The sequence below is a fragment of the Streptomyces sp. NPDC006552 genome (assembly GCF_040611655.1).
In the GTDB taxonomy this organism is placed as follows: Bacteria; Actinomycetota; Actinomycetes; order Streptomycetales; family Streptomycetaceae; genus Streptomyces.
Genome location: NZ_JBEXOS010000008.1, coordinates 89618 through 103480 on the forward strand (window position 1 = coordinate 89618; position 13863 = coordinate 103480).

Sequence of the window (13863 nt, forward strand, 5' to 3'; positions counted from 1 at the left end):
ACGATGACCGCACGCGGGAAACTGCTGGTCGGCGGGGTCGCGCTCGCCCTGCTGATCGCCGCCGGGATCGTCGGGGTCCGCGCCGCCGGCTCCTCCGGCACCCGCGTCACCGCCTACTTCGACCGCGCCGTCGGCATCTACGCCGGATCCGACCTGCGCGTCCTCGGGGTCCGGGTCGGCAAGGTGGAGTCCGTGCGGCCCGAAGGCACCCGGGTCAAGGTCGTCCTCGGCATCGACGACGGGGTGAAGGTGCCGGCCGGCGCCCGCGCCGTCGCCGTCGCGCCGAGCGTCGTCGCCGACCGGTACGTGCAACTCACCCCCGCCTACACCGACGGGCCCGCCCTGCGCGACGGGGCGACGCTGCCCGCGTCCCGCAACCGCACCCCCGTCGAGGTCGACCAGCTCTACGACAGCGTCACCGAGCTGAGCAAGGCGCTCGGACCCGGCGGCGCCAACGCCGAGGGCGCCCTGTCCGGGCTGCTCGACACCGGGGCGAAGAACCTCAAGGGCAACGGGGCCGCGATGGGCGACACCATCGAGCAGTTCGGCAAGGCCGCCAAGACCCTCAACGGCAGCAGTGACGACCTGTTCACCACCCTCGCCCAGCTCCAGACGTTCACCACGATGCTCAAGGAGAAGGACGGCGGGGTGCGCACCGCGCAGGAGAACCTCGACGACGTCACGGGCTACTTCGCCGACAACAAGGACGACCTCGCGGGCGCCCTGAAGGAACTCGGCGCGGCCCTCGGCCAGGTCAAGACCTTCATCAGGGACAACCGGGGCGAACTGAAGAAGAACGTGGAGCGGCTCGTGCCCCTCACCCAGACCCTCGTCGACCAGCGGGCCTCCCTCGCCGAGGCGCTGGACGTCGCACCGCTGGCCGCCGGCAACGTCCTGGGCGCGTACGACCCCAAGACCCGCACCCTGGCCGGCCGGGCGAACCTCAACGAGATCAGCATGGGCGGCCCGCTCCTCCCGCTGCCCGCGGTCGGCGGTGACCAGTGATGGCGGCCTCCCGGCGGACGAGGGTCCGCACCGGGGTGGTGGCCGTCGGCGCGCTCTCCGTCACCACGGCGTTCCTGCTCACCCTCGGCGTCATCTCCGTGCCGACACCCACCTTCGGCGGCGTCGCCGACCTGCCGCTGCCCGGCGGCGCCGACCTCGGCTCCCACCCGTATACGATCACCGCCGACATGCGGGACGTCCTGAGCCTCGTCCCGCAGTCCGCGGTCAAGGTCAACGACGTCGCGGTGGGCCGCGTCACCGGCATCGCGCTCAGCGACGGCGACACCTGGTCCGCGCGCGTGACGATGCGGGTCAACGGCGACGTCCGCCTGCCGGCCGGCACCGGCGCCCGGCTCGAACAGTCCAGCCTGCTCGGCGAGAAGTACGTCCAGCTCGTCGCGCCCAGGGACGGCACCGGCTCGCTCGGCGCGGGAGCCCGCATCCCGCTCTCGCGCACCGGGCGCAACACCGAGGTCGAAGAGGTCTTCGGCGCCCTGTCCCTGCTCCTCAACGGCGGCGGCGTCAACCAGCTCAAGACCATCACCACCGAACTCAACTCCGCCATCGGCGGCCGCGAGAGCGACGTCCGCTCCACCCTGCGCCGCGTGAACACCCTCGTCACCGACCTCGACGACCACCGCGGCTCCATCACCGCCGCCCTCGACGGCGTCAACCGGCTGTCGGCCACCCTCGCGCACCGCAAGGAGGACGTCGGGACCGTGCTCACCGACCTCTCGCCCGGCGTCAAGACCCTGGAGAAGCAGCGCGGCTCGCTGATGACGATGCTGCGCTCCCTGGACCGGCTCCACGGGGTCGCCGTGGACACCATCGACACCGGGAAGGCCGACATGGTCGCCGACCTCAAGGCGATCGCCCCCACCCTCAAGGCGCTCGCCGACTCCGGCAAGGACCTGCCCGACTCGCTCCAGGTGCTGCTCACCTACCCGTTCACCGACGAGGTGCTGCGCGGCATCAAGGGCGACTACCTGAACGCCTACCTCGACCTCACCGCCGAGCCGGGCACCACCCTCGTCCCGCCGCTCACCGAGGCGCCCGCCTCCCCGTCGCCGACCCCCACGGCGACCGTTCAGAAGGGGACGACGAAGAAGGGGGCCACGAATACGGGGTCTGCGGAGAAGCCGTCGCCGCTGCCCCTGCCGTCGAGCGGAGGCGCCCGGTGATCACTCTCGCGGTCCGGCTCAAGAACCTCGCCTTCCTCGTCATCGCCGTCCTCGTCCTCGCCTTCCTCGGCATCCGCTACGCCGACCTCGGCCGCTACGTCGGGGCCGCCGACTACTACACCGTCAAGGTCGAACTCCCGCGCACCGGCGGCCTGTTCACCCACTCCGACGTCACCTACCGGGGGGTCTCGGTGGGCCGCGTCGGCGCCATCGACCTCACCCCGGACGGCGTCGAGGCCTCCTTGCGCATCAAGAAGTCCGCGCCGCACATCCCCGACGACGCCAAGGCCGTCGTCGCGAGCCTGTCGGCGGTCGGCGAGCAGTACATCGACCTGCGCCCCGACCGCGCCGACGGGCCCTACCTCGCCGACGGCGCGCACATCGACCGGACCGCGGCCAGCGTGCCGCGGCCCGTCACGGACGTCCTCGCCAGCGTCGACGACCTGACCACGTCGGTGCCGCTGGACTCGCTGCGCACGGTGGTCGACGAGTTCGGCAAGGCATTCGAGGGGCGCGGCGAGGACCTCCAGCTCCTGCTGGACAACGGCTCCGACTTCGTCCAGGCCGCCGACCGGGCCCTGCCGCAGACCACCCGGCTCATCGACGACGGCGAGGTCGTGCTGCGCACCCAGGCCGAAGAGAGCGCGGCCATCAAGGACTTCGCCGGCGGGGCGAAGGAGCTGGCGGCGACCCTGAAGGGCTCCGACGCGGACCTGCGCCGCCTGGTCATGGCGGCGCCGGAGGCCGCCACCCAGCTCAGCGGCGTGCTGCGGGACATGAACCCCGAGCTCGGCGTCGTCCTCGCCAACCTCCTCACCACCTCCGAGGTCGCCGTCACCCGCCAGCGCGGCACCGAGGAACTCCTCGTGAAGCTCCCGCAGGCCGTCGCCGCGGGGGCCACGGCCGTCGACGGAAAGCAGGTCAACCTCGGCATGGCGGTCACCTTCTTCAAACCCCTGCCCTGCACCGCCGGGTACGGCGGCACGCAGTACCGCCTGGGTACGGATCTGAGCGCGGCGCCCGCCCTCAACACCGGGGCCCGCTGCACGGCCCCGGCCGCCGGCGGCACCGGCGTCCGCGGCTCGGCCCACGCGCCGGGCAGCGGCAAGGTGCCCGAGCCGGCCCGGCCCGGGGCGCTGTCGCTGCCCTCGGTCGCGGAGCCCGGCGCGGCCGCGTCGCCCCCCGGCATGCAGGGCCTGCTCGGCCTGGACTCCCGCACCGGGAGCGGCTCATGATGCGCCGGGCCCTCGCGGGGGTGGGGCTCGCCGTGTCGCTCGCGCTGTGCGGGACCGGGGCCTGGTCGTACGCGCAGGCGCGGGGGGACGACGACCTCGCGTACGGCCGGGCCCGGGACGCGGCGCTCACCGACGGGCGCGCGGCGGTCGCGACGCTGACCACGCTGGACGCGTCGACGGCCGCGCACGCCCGGGCCGGGGTCACCACCTGGAAGGGCGTCACCTCGGGCCCGCTGCGCACCCGGCTCGGCCGGCTCGCCCCGGACTCCGGGGCGTCCTCGCGCGGCGTCGTCACGGACGCGGCGCTCACCGCGCTCGACGACCGGGCCGGCACGGCGAAGCTCATCGCGACGGTTCGCGTGGAGACGACCCCGAAGGGCGGCGGCACCGCCGCGGCCGACCGCAAACGGCTGGAAGCGGTCCTCACCCGGGACGCCGCCGGCACGTGGAAGGTGAAGACGCTCAACGCGGTGCCGGTGACGGAGGTGTCCGGATGACGGAGAAAACGGCCCTCGGCCTCAGCAGGGACCAGGACCCGGACGCGCGGGTGCCGACCCCGGACGGGGAGGAGCCTGACCAGGTCCAGGGCGCCGGGAACACCGGCCCGGACCAGGACCAGGGCCCGGACGTGCGGGTGCTGACCCCGGGCGGGGAGCCGGACCACGTCCCGGGCGCCGGGAACACCGGCCAGGACCAGGACCAGGACCCGGACGTGCGGGTGCTGACCCCGGGCGGGGAGCCGGACCACGTCCCGGGCGCCGGGAACACCGGCCCGGACCAGGACCCGGCAGCGGAGGCGGACCCGGGCCCCGCCGAGACCCCCGGCTCCGCCGCGGACGCGGAGCACGGTGGGTGGTTCGCCGGCGTGAGCCGGTCCGTGCGGGCGCGGCGCGGGCTCGTCGGGGTCGTCGCCGGGGCCGTGCTGCTCGCCGGTGCGGGCGGCACGCTGCTGTACCGGGCCCATGAGCTGCGCACCGACCCCGCCGCCGGGAACCACGCGCTGACCGACGTCGAGGCCACCACCCGCGTCAACGGCGACGTGAGCAGCGCCCTCGCCAAGGTGTTCTCCTACACCCCGGGCGGCACCGAGGCCACCGCACGCTCGGCCCGCACCGCGCTGTCGGGCCGGGCCGCCCAGCAGTACACCCGCCTCTTCGCGCAGGTCGAGAAGAACGTGCGCAGCGAGCACGTCACCCTCACCACGCAGAGCGTGCGCGTCGGCACGGTCAGCCTCCGCGGCTCCACCGCCCACCTGCTCGTCTTCCTCGACCAGACCGCGCGGCGCGGCACGAAGAAGCCCACGACCTCCGCCGCCCAGCTGTCCGTCACCGCCCGACTCCACGACGACGTCTGGCAGATCGTCGACATCAAGGCCCGATGAAAGGGGCGCGCATGGACCGGTTCACGCAGCCGCTGCTCGCCGCCGCGCTGGCACTCACCCTCCTCGCGGGCGGCGTCGCCGCATGGGCCGGCTGGTCCTGGTACGCGGCCGCGCACGACGACTCCGCCGGGTACGCCGCCGCCCGCGACGACGCCCTGGAGGCGGGGGAGCAGGCGGTGCAGAACCTCAGCACCCTCGACCACCGCAGACTCGGGGCCGGCCTCGACCTCTGGGAGAGCTCGACCACGGGCGACCTGCACAGCCAACTGGTCAAGGGCCGCGGCGAGTTCACCCAGCAGGTGCAGAGCGCCAAGACGATCAGTACGGCCAAGGTGCTCTCCGGCGCCGTGACGGAACTCGACGAACGGGCGGGCCGCGCCCGCGTCATGGTCGCCCTGCGCGTCACCGTACGGGCCTCGGGACAGCAGGCCACCGACAAGGACAGCCGCATGCTCGGCGAACTGACCCGCACCGACGGCCACTGGAAGCTCAGCGCCCTCGGCCAGGCACAGGTCGGCTCCACCGCGACCACCGACTGACCGGAAAGGACCGAGGGATGCCGACCACGACCCGCCACACCATCAACCGCCGCCGCCGACTGGCCCAACGCCCCACCACCGCCACGGCAACGGGCACGGCTCCACCCCCAGGCACCGGCGCTGCCGCTGGCACCGACACCGGCACTGGCACAGGTGCTGGCACCAGCACCAGCACGGACACCGGCACTGGCACGGACACCAGCACCAGCACCGGACCTGACACCAGCACCGGACCTGACACCAGCACCGGCACTGACACCAGCACCGGCACTGACACCAGCACCGGCACTGACACCGGCACTGGCACTGACACCAGCACCAGCACCAGCGCCAGCACCAGCGCCAGCATCGGCACCGGCACCGGCACGGACACCGCGCCCCCAGCCGGCAGGGCCTCCCGGCGCAGGCCGCGCAGCGCATCCGCGGAGGAGACGGGGCGGCCTGCCCGCCGGCGGCTCCTCGCCGCGCTCTGCCTCCTCACCCTCCTCCTGGGCGCCTTCGCCGGCTGGGCGTACGCGCAGACCCGCGCCCTGGAGGACGACGCGGCAACCGGCAACACCGCGCTCACCGACGCCGCCCGCACCAGCGAGGTCAAGGGCGCGGCGGGCAAGGCCGTCAACGCCCTGTTCTCCTACGACCACGCCGACCCCGCCGCCGAGAAGAAGGCCGCCGCCACCTACCTCACCGGCAAGGCCGTCGCCCAGCACCGGACCCTCCTCGCCCCGGTACTGGCGCAGGCGCAGGAACAGAAGACGGTCGTCACCACGACCGTCACCGACAGCGCCGTGGAACGCATCGACGGCGACCGCGCCCGGGTCCTCGTCTACGCCGACCAGAGCAGCACCAGCACGGCGGCGAAGGCGAAGGACGCCGCCAACTACGCGGGCGCGATGCTCGCCGTCGACCTCGTCCACCGGGACGGCCGCTGGCTGGTCTCCGCGCTCGACACCTTCGGCGGCTGAGCCGCGCCCGAGCCGTACCCGGACCGAACGGACAGAAAGGGCCTCATGCGAACCCCGCGAACCCGACTGCGCCGCCGCCTGTGCGGCACCGCCGTGGCCGTCGCCGCGACCGCGCTGCTGACCGCGTCCCAGGCACCCGACGTCGTCGCGGAGCTTGCGCGGCAGCCGGTCCCGGACAGCGGCGAACCCGCCGCCGCCACCGAGCAGTTGCCGTCCGTCCCCGCACAGGGAGACGACTCGTACCACACCGAACTGCCGCCCCTGGACACCCCGCAGGTGCCGAACATGACGTACGCGGTGCGGCAGTTGCGCACCCAGTCCGGCATCCCGGCTACGGTCCTCGCCGCCTACCGCCGCGCCGAGACCGCCGTCGCCCGCACCGATCCGGGCTGCCGCCTGCCGTGGCAGCTGCTCGCGGCGATCGGCAAGGTCGAGTCGGGACAGGCCCGCGGCGGCGACGTCGACGCGGCGGGCACCACCCGCCACCGGATCACCGGACCCGCCCTGAACGGCGACGGCTTCGCCCTGATCCGGGACAGCGAGGGCGGCGCCTGGGACGGCGACAGCGTCTACGACCGGGCCGTCGGGCCGATGCAGTTCCTGCCCGGGACCTGGCGCCGCTGGGGCGCCGACGGCAACGGCGACGGGCGCGCCGACCCCAACAACATCTTCGACGCCGCTCTCGGCGCCGGGCACTACCTGTGCGCGGGCGACCGCGACGTGAGCACCACGGCCGGCCGCGACCGGGCCGTCCTCAGCTACAACTACTCCCAGGACTACCTCCACCTCGTCCTGTACTGGCTGGAGTTCTACCGCGAGGGCGTGCACACCGTGCCCGACGGCCGCGGCGTGGTCCCGGACACCCCCGGAGCCGGGTCCAGGACCCCGGCGACCGCGCCGGTGGGCCACCACCCCGGCGGCGGGAAGGGCGGGGGCGGGATCGTCATCGGGCCCGACCCGACGCAGAGCCCGCGTCCGAGCACCACCCCGAAACCGCCCGGCCGGCCGAGCCCGAGCCCGTCCCCGACCCCGGGTCCCTCGGACACCGGCGTCCCGCCCACCGACCCGCCGCCGACGACGCCCCCCACCGATCCGCCGACGACGGACGAGCCCACCACCGAGGAGCCGACCGACCCGGGCACACCCACCGGCTGTCCGAGCGACACCGCGTCCCCGACGGACGCGCCCGGCCCGACCGGCTCGCCGTCCCCCGGCCCCTCGGACACGCCGTCCCCCTGCCCCACGCCCACCGCCTGATCTGCCCGGCACTCCGCCGGGCGCGGCGCCGTCAGCCGCGCGGACCCGCCGCGCGGCCGGTGCGGACCCTGAGCTCCTTGACGCCGTTGAGCCAGGCCGCGCGGAGCCGGCGCGGGTCGCCCGCCAGGCGCAGGTCCGGCACCGCGTCGGCGAGGGCGCCGAAGATCAGGTCGATCTCCAGGACGGCGAGGGACTTGCCGAGACAGAAGTGCGGTCCGCCGCCGCCGAAGCCGAGATGCGGATTGGGGTCCCGGGTGATGTCGAAGGCGTCCGGGCGCTCGAAGACCTCCGGGTCGTGGTTGGCCGAGGAGTAGAAGAGGCCGACGCGCTCGCCCGCGCGGATCTTCCGGCCGCCCAGCTCGGTGTCCTGGACCGCGGTGCGCTGGAAGGAGACGACGGGCGTCGCCCAGCGCACGATCTCCTCGGCGGTGGTGGACGGGCGCTCGCGCCGGTACAGCTCCCACTGGCCGGGGTGGGTCAGGAACGCGTGCATGCCGTGGGTGATCGCGTTGCGGGTCGTCTCGTTCCCGGCGACCGCGAGCAGGATCACGAAGAAGCCGAACTCGTCGGAGGAGAGGTTCCCCTCGTCCTCGGCCGCCACCAGTTGGCTGACGATGTCCTTGGCCGGGCACTCCTTGCGCGCGGCGGCGAGGTTCATCGCGTAGCCGACGATCTCCATCGCCGCCTCGGCGCCGATCTCCTCGGTGATGGCGTACTCCGGATCGTCGTACGCCACCATCTTGTTGGACCAGTCGAAGACCCGGGCGCGGTCCTCCTGCGCGATGCCGATCAGCTCGGCGATGGCCTGAAGGGGCAGTTCGGCCGCCACGTCCGTCACGAAGTCGAAGGAGCCGTCCGGCCCCGCCCGCCGCAGCGCGGCGGCGACGATGGACCGGGCGCGGGCGCGCAGCGTCTCCTCCAGGGAGCGGATGGCGCGCGGGGTGAAGCCGCGCTGCACGATCTGGCGGACCCGGGTGTGCTCCGGCGGGTCCATGTTCAGCATGATCATCTTCTGGACCTCGATCTGGTCGCGCTGGATCGAGGAGTTGAAGCGGATCACGGCCGTGTTGAGGTTCGAGGAGTACAGCTCCGGGTGGGTGGAGACGTACTTGACGTCGGCGTGCCGGGTCACCGCCCAGTACCCCGCGTCGTCGAAGCCGGAGATCCCCGGCTCCTGGGCGATCCAGCGGACCGGTTCGCTCTGCCGCAGCCGCGCGAACTCCGGGTGGGGCACGCGTTCTTGCAGCAGATCGGGGTCGGTGAAGTCGAACCCGTCGGGCAGCGCGGGGCACGGCATGGGTCACTCCCGGGTGTTCTGACAGGGCGTCAGTTCTGGCTGGAAAGGTAGTAACGCGTTCTAGAAGTGGCAAGAGGCGCGGCGGTGCCGGTTCCGTGCGCGGTGCTGCACGCCCCTTGCGTACCCGGGGTAATCACATCGAGACTGCACGGAGAACTGGTACGCGTTCTAGTTTCGCGCGCGGCGCCCGTGCCGGTTCTGGTCCTGCTGGTCCGGGAAGCGTGAGAGGACGACCGCCATGGCAGCCGAGCCCGTCATCGTCGAAGCCGTACGTACGCCGATCGGCAAGCGCGGGGGCGCGCTGGCCAACCTCCACCCCGCGTACCTGCTGGGCGAGACGTACCGGGAGCTGCTCGGGCGCACCGGCATCCACGCCGACTGCGTCGAGCAGATCGTCGGCGGCACGGTCACGCACGCGGGCGAGCAGTCCATGAACCCCGCGCGCACGGCCTGGCTCGCGATGGGCCTGCCCTACGAGACCGCCGCCACCACCGTCGACTGCCAGTGCGGCTCCTCGCAGCAGGCCGCCCACCTGACCGCCAACATGATCGCGGCGGGCGTCATCGACGTCGGCATCTCGTGCGGCGTCGAGGCCATGTCACGGGTCCCGCTCGGGTCGGGGTCCAAGCACGGTCCTGGCAAGCCGTTCCCCGACGAGTGGAACGTGGACCTGCCCAACCAGTTCCAGGCCGCCGAGCGCATCGCGCAGCACCGGGGGCTGACCCGCGCGGACGTCGACGCGCTCGGGCTCGCCTCGCAGGAGCGGGCCGCCGTCGCCTGGGCCGAGGAGCGCTTCAAGCGCGAGACGTTCGCCGTGCAGGTCCCCACCACCGAGGAGGAACAGGGCGCCGGGCAGGGCATGTGGCGCCTGGTCGACCGGGACGAGGGGCTGCGCGACACGACCCCGGAGGGGCTCGCCGGACTGAAGCCGGTCATGCCGACCGCCGTGCACACGGCGGGCAACTCCTCGCAGATCTCCGACGGCGCCGCCGCCCTCCTGTGGGCGTCCAAGCGGATGGCCCGCGCCCTGAAACTCAAACCGCGGGCCCGGATCGTGGCGCAGGCGCTGGTCGGCTCGGACCCGCACTTCCACCTGGACGGCCCCGTCGACGCCACCCGGGCCGTGCTCGGCAAGGCCGGCATGACCCTCAAGGACATCGACCTCGTCGAGATCAACGAGGCGTTCGCGTCGGTCGTGCTGAGCTGGACCCGCGTCTTCGAACAGGACCTGGAGAAGGTCAACGTGAACGGCGGCGCCATCGCCCTCGGCCACCCGGTCGGCGCCACGGGAGCGCGGCTCATCACCACCGCCCTGCACGAACTGGAGCGCCGGGACAAGGAGTTCGCGCTCATCACCATGTGCGCGGGCGGCGCGCTCGCCACGGGGACGATCATCCAGCGGCTGTAGCGGCGGAGCCCCTCACCCCGCGTCCTCGTCGAAAACGACCTGCGCCGCGAAGGCGGCCCGCCGGGTAGCGCGTCGCAGCGCCTTCAGGACCGCACCGCCGACCGTCAGCGTGAGCACGACGGTGAGAGCCGCCCGGCCCAGGTCCCAGCCGAGCGACGTGGCCAGGCAGTACGCGAGGAACCGGGTGAGGTTCTCGTGGAGCGCCGCGTCCGGCCGGTAGGCGACCGAGGAAGCGAGGGCGTTCATGAAGGGCCAGCCGGCCAGGTTCATCAGCGTGCCGTACGCGAAGGCGGCGAGGAAGCCGTAGACGGCGAGCATCGCCCGCTCGGCGAGGCCGCGCAGCCGGTACGGCGCCGGGAGCAGGCCGGCGCCCATCGTGAACCAGCCCATGGCGAGCATCTGGAACGGCATCCACGGGCCGACCCCGCCGGTGAGCAGGGCGGAGGCGAACATGCTGAGCGACCCCAGGACGAAGCCGAACCCCGGCCCCAGCACCCGGCCGCTGAGCACCATGAGGAAGAACATCGGCTCGATCCCGGCGGTGCCCGCGCCGATCGGGCGCAGGGCGGCCCCGGCGGCGGCCAGGACGCCCAGCATCGCCACCGCCTTGGGGCCGAGGCCGGACTCGGAGAGCGTGGCGGCGACCACCGCGACCAGCAGGGCCAGCAGGCCCGCGAAGAGCCAGGGCGCGTCCTGGGCGTGCGCGTTCACCTGAGAGCCGGGGCCGGTGATCAGCGGCCAGCCGATCGCGACCACGCCGACGGCGCTCACCAGGAGCAGGGCCGCGACGGAGCGCGGGCCCAGGCGGACGGGGTCCGCGCGGCCCGCGCGCGCGGGCAGGGGGCGGGAGGTCTCGTGCGTCATGACAGGGCCCGCTCCACCTGGCCGACCGTCAGCCATGGTTGCGGGGCCAGGACCTTGGCCACCTGGGGGGCGAAGGACGGGGAGGACGTCACGACCTCCGCGGTCGGGCCGTCCGTCACGATCTCGCCGTCCGCGAGGATCGCCACCCGGTGGGTCAGCTCCGCCGCCAGCTCGACGTCGTGCGTCGCCATGACGATGGCGTGTCCCTCGGCGGCCAGGTCGCGCAGGATGCCGGTCAGCCGGGCCTTGGCCGCGTAGTCCAGGCCCCGCGTCGGCTCGTCGAGCAGGAGCAGCGGCGGGGCCGCCGTCAGGACGATCGCCAGCGCGAGGGTGAGCCGCTGGCCCTCGGAGAGGTCCCGGGGGTGGGTGTCCGGCGCGATGCCGGGAAGCAGACCGTCCAGCAGTTCCCGGCAGGTGCCGGCCGCCGCGGCCGCGTCCTTGTCCGCCGCCGCGCACTCCGCCGCCACCGTGTCCGCGCAGAGCAGGTCCCGGGGCTCCTGCGGGACAAGACCCACCTTGCGGACCAGGTCGCGGGGGGAGAGGCGGTGCGGGGCCGCGCCGCAGACGGTGACCGTGCCGGCCGTCGCCCCGACCATGCCGACGAGCGTGGACAGCAGCGTGGACTTGCCCGCGCCGTTGCGGCCCATCAGCGCCACGATCTCCCCCGGCGCCACCGCGAGGTCCACCCGCCGCAGCGCCTCCACCCGGCCGCGGCGGACCCCGAGGCCGCGGACGGCGGCGAGGGGGGCGCCGCCGGGCGGGGCGGAGCCGCCGGGCCGCACCGCCGGGGACAGTCCGTCGAGACGGGAGCGCAGGGCGGTCGCCGCGCGCCGGGCGTCGCGGATCGTGAGCGGCAGCGGGTCCCAGCCCGCCAGCAGGCCGAGCCCGACCACCGGCGGATAGACGGGGGAGTCCGCCAGCACCGTGGCCGGGTCCCCGACCCGCAGCGGGCTCCCCGGCGCCGGCAGCAGCGCGACCTGGTCGGCGTACTGCACGACCCGCTCCAGGCGGTGCTCGGCCATCAGGACGGTGGTCCCGAGGTCGTGGACGAGGCGCTGGAGGACCGCGAGCACCTCCTCGGCCGCCGCCGGGTCCAGCGCGGACGTCGGCTCGTCCAGGACCAGGACCCGAGGGTGCGTGGTGAGGACCGAACCGATGGCGACCCGCTGCTGCTGCCCGCCGGAGAGCGTCGCGATGGGGCGCTCGCGCAGCGTGGCCAGGCCCAGCAGGTCCAGGGTCTCCTCGACGCGGCGCCGCATCACGGGAGGGGCCAGGCCCAGTGACTCCATGCCGTACGCCAGTTCGTCCTCGACCGTGTCCGTGACGAAGTGGGCGAGCGGGTCCTGGCCCACCGTGCCCACGACGTCGGCCAGCTCCCGCGGCTTGTGCGTACGGGTGTCGCGGCCCGCTACCGTGACCCGGCCGCCGAGCGTGCCCCCGGTGAAGTGCGGCACGAGCCCGCTGACCGCTCCCAGCAGCGTCGACTTGCCGACGCCCGACGGCCCGGCGAGCAGCATCAGCTCCCCCTCGGGGACCGTGAGGTCGATGCCGGTGAGGGTGGGGCGGTCGGCGCCGTCGTAGCGTACGGAGACGTTCTCGAAGCGGATCACTGTGCGGCCTCCGTCGGCTGCTTCGGCGTGGGGTGCGGGGCGGGGGCGACGAACGCCGGGAGCAGGGCGAGCAGGACACCGGCCGCCGGCCAGAGCGGCAGGGCCGGGGTGGCGAGCGGGACGACCTGGGGCTGGAGCGCCGCCGGGTCCCGGGCGCCGCTCCAGATCATGACCGCGGCGGCCACCGCCCCCGACCCGGCGATCAGCCAGGCGCGCACGCCCCACACGTCGGGGCGGTAGCGGGTGCGCACCGAGCGGCGCCCGCCCAGCCACAGCCCGCCGAGCGCCGAGGCCAGACCGAGCAGCAGGACCGGCAGGCCGTAGCCCGCGCCGTCCGCGGCGAGCAGGCCGTACGTGCCCGCGCAGACGCCGATCAGACCGGCCAGGGTGAGCGTCGCGGTGGTACGGCGGACGGCCGGGGCGACCTCGGCCGTGCGGCCGTAGCCGCGCGCGTCCATCGCCGCCGCCAGGGCCACCGAGCGTTCCAGCGCGCCCTCCAGGACCGGCAGTCCGACCTGGAGCAGCCCGCGCAGCCCGCTGTCCGGGCGGCCGCGCAGCCGCCGGGCCGCGCGCAGCCGGCGCACGTCCGCGACCAGGTTCGGCGCGAACGTCATCGCCACGACCACCGCGACCCCCGCCTCGTACAGGGCGCCCGGCAGGGACTTCAGCAACCGGGAGGGGGAGGCGAGCGCGTTCGCGGCGCCGACGCAGATCAGCAGCGTCGCCAGCTTCAGGCCGTCGTAGAGCGCGAAGACGAGGCCCTCCAGGGTGACCTTCCCGCCGATCCGCACCCCCTGCGCCCAGTGCGGCAGCGGCACCTCGGGCAGCGTGAACAGCAGGTGTGTACCGGGGATGGGGGAGCCGAGGACGGTCGCGAAGACGAGCCGGATGCCGATGACGGCCAGGCCCAGCTTCACGAACGCCCCGTAGGAACGCGCCCAGGGCGCCTCGGTGCGGCGCGCCGCCACCACGTATCCGGCGACGCCGATGAGCAGGGCGAGCAGCAGCGGGTTCGTCGTGCGGGACGCGGCGGCGGCGAGGCCGAGCGCCCAGATCCACCAGGCACCCGGGTGCACGGCGTTGGAACGGTGGGCCCGTGGGGCCCGCAGGGTACGGCGGGTCAT

General features: G+C 74.3%; 13 protein-coding genes. 9 read left to right on the top strand and 4 right to left on the bottom strand.

Features of this window, described 5'->3' with window-relative positions; translation table 11 throughout:
- Nucleotides 1-3: 3 nt before the first annotated feature.
- The 8 genes from ABZY33_RS07550 to ABZY33_RS07585 all read left to right on the top strand — a co-directional run bounded on the left by ABZY33_RS07550 (nt 4) and on the right by ABZY33_RS07585 (nt 7560).
- On the top strand, nt 4-1005 hold the full coding sequence (locus tag ABZY33_RS07550) for an MCE family protein (RefSeq protein WP_356490554.1): 1002 nt from the start codon (nt 4-6) through the stop codon (nt 1003-1005).
- Nucleotides 1005-2186: an MCE family protein gene (locus ABZY33_RS07555; protein WP_356490555.1), complete on the top strand. Its 1182-nt coding sequence runs from the start codon at nt 1005-1007 to the stop codon at nt 2184-2186. Before ABZY33_RS07550 ends, ABZY33_RS07555 begins: the two co-directional genes overlap by 1 nt.
- Complete coding sequence (locus tag ABZY33_RS07560; protein WP_356490556.1) at nt 2183-3421, top strand: MlaD family protein; 1239 nt, start codon at nt 2183-2185, stop codon at nt 3419-3421. The genes ABZY33_RS07555 and ABZY33_RS07560 overlap by 4 nt, the downstream gene beginning before the upstream one ends.
- The gene (locus ABZY33_RS07565; RefSeq protein WP_356490620.1) at nt 3421-3918 is read left to right on the top strand and encodes a hypothetical protein; all 498 of its coding nucleotides are present in this window, start codon (nt 3421-3423) and stop codon (nt 3916-3918) included. The genes ABZY33_RS07560 and ABZY33_RS07565 overlap by 1 nt, the downstream gene beginning before the upstream one ends.
- Nucleotides 3915-4802, top strand: a complete 888-nt coding sequence (locus tag ABZY33_RS07570; RefSeq protein ID WP_356490557.1) for a hypothetical protein — start codon at nt 3915-3917, stop codon at nt 4800-4802. Before ABZY33_RS07565 ends, ABZY33_RS07570 begins: the two co-directional genes overlap by 4 nt.
- A gap of 11 nt (nt 4803-4813) precedes the next feature.
- Entirely contained in the window at nt 4814-5341 is a 528-nt protein-coding gene (locus ABZY33_RS07575; protein ID WP_356490558.1) for a nuclear transport factor 2 family protein, read from the top strand.
- 347 nt (nt 5342-5688) lie between these two features.
- Nucleotides 5689-6303, top strand: a complete 615-nt coding sequence (locus ABZY33_RS07580) for a hypothetical protein (protein WP_356490621.1) — start codon at nt 5689-5691, stop codon at nt 6301-6303.
- A gap of 45 nt (nt 6304-6348) precedes the next feature.
- The gene (locus ABZY33_RS07585) at nt 6349-7560 is read left to right on the top strand and encodes a lytic transglycosylase domain-containing protein (RefSeq protein ID WP_356490559.1); all 1212 of its coding nucleotides are present in this window, start codon (nt 6349-6351) and stop codon (nt 7558-7560) included.
- A gap of 31 nt (nt 7561-7591) precedes the next feature.
- On the opposite strand, the gene ABZY33_RS07590 is transcribed toward ABZY33_RS07585, so the two are convergent.
- Nucleotides 7592-8857 carry a cytochrome P450 gene (locus ABZY33_RS07590; RefSeq protein WP_356490560.1) on the bottom strand — a complete coding sequence of 422 codons (1266 nt, stop codon included), beginning with the start codon at nt 8855-8857 and terminating at the stop codon, nt 7592-7594.
- A 238-nt stretch (nt 8858-9095) separates the two neighbouring features.
- Here ABZY33_RS07590 and ABZY33_RS07595 point away from each other — a divergent pair, with 238 nt between their 5' ends.
- Nucleotides 9096-10265 (top strand): steroid 3-ketoacyl-CoA thiolase, encoded by a 1170-nt coding sequence (locus tag ABZY33_RS07595; RefSeq protein WP_356490561.1) that lies wholly within the window; start codon nt 9096-9098, stop codon nt 10263-10265.
- Nucleotides 10266-10277: 12 nt separating this feature from the next.
- On the opposite strand, the gene ABZY33_RS07600 is transcribed toward ABZY33_RS07595, so the two are convergent.
- From ABZY33_RS07600 to ABZY33_RS07610, 3 genes are read right to left on the bottom strand one after another with little or no spacing between them, the layout of a single operon-like run.
- Complete coding sequence (locus ABZY33_RS07600; RefSeq protein WP_356490562.1) at nt 10278-11129, bottom strand: ECF transporter S component; 852 nt, start codon at nt 11127-11129, stop codon at nt 10278-10280.
- Nucleotides 11126-12739 carry an ATP-binding cassette domain-containing protein gene (locus ABZY33_RS07605; RefSeq protein WP_356490563.1) on the bottom strand — a complete coding sequence of 538 codons (1614 nt, stop codon included), beginning with the start codon at nt 12737-12739 and terminating at the stop codon, nt 11126-11128. The genes ABZY33_RS07600 and ABZY33_RS07605 overlap by 4 nt, the downstream gene beginning before the upstream one ends.
- On the bottom strand, nt 12736-13863 hold the full coding sequence (locus ABZY33_RS07610) for an energy-coupling factor transporter transmembrane component T (RefSeq protein WP_356490564.1): 1128 nt from the start codon (nt 13861-13863) through the stop codon (nt 12736-12738). Before ABZY33_RS07610 ends, ABZY33_RS07605 begins: the two co-directional genes overlap by 4 nt.